Source organism: Pseudoalteromonas sp. CR1 (genome assembly GCF_019392235.1).
Lineage (GTDB): Bacteria > Pseudomonadota > Gammaproteobacteria > Enterobacterales > Alteromonadaceae > Pseudoalteromonas.
Map to the genome: position 1 here is coordinate 1 of NZ_JAHXRM010000419.1, position 254 is coordinate 254.

Below are 254 nucleotides of genomic sequence, written 5' to 3' on the forward strand. Positions count from 1 at the left end.
GGTTTTGTCCCGAAAGTGCTTCAGCAGTTGCACTGCCGTCAGTTGGCCAATCTCACTCATGCCAGATCTCCCTGGGCTGCGTTGACCATGGCGCGCAGCAACACCGCACAGCCCGCCGCGAGGTCATCCGGCGCAGCATTTTCGATTTCGTTGTGGCTGATGCCGCCTTCGCACGGCACAAAGATCATCCCGGCCGGGCCGAGTTCGGCGACGAAAATGGCGTCATGCCCGGCGCCGCTGACGATGTCCATATG

General features: G+C 61.4%; 1 protein-coding gene. It reads right to left on the minus strand.

The window, feature by feature from the left end:
* Window positions 1-56: 56 nt before the first annotated feature.
* On the minus strand, window positions 57-254 hold a 198-nt coding region (locus tag KZZ04_RS19970), incomplete at its 5' end, for a M20/M25/M40 family metallo-hydrolase (RefSeq protein ID WP_219423999.1).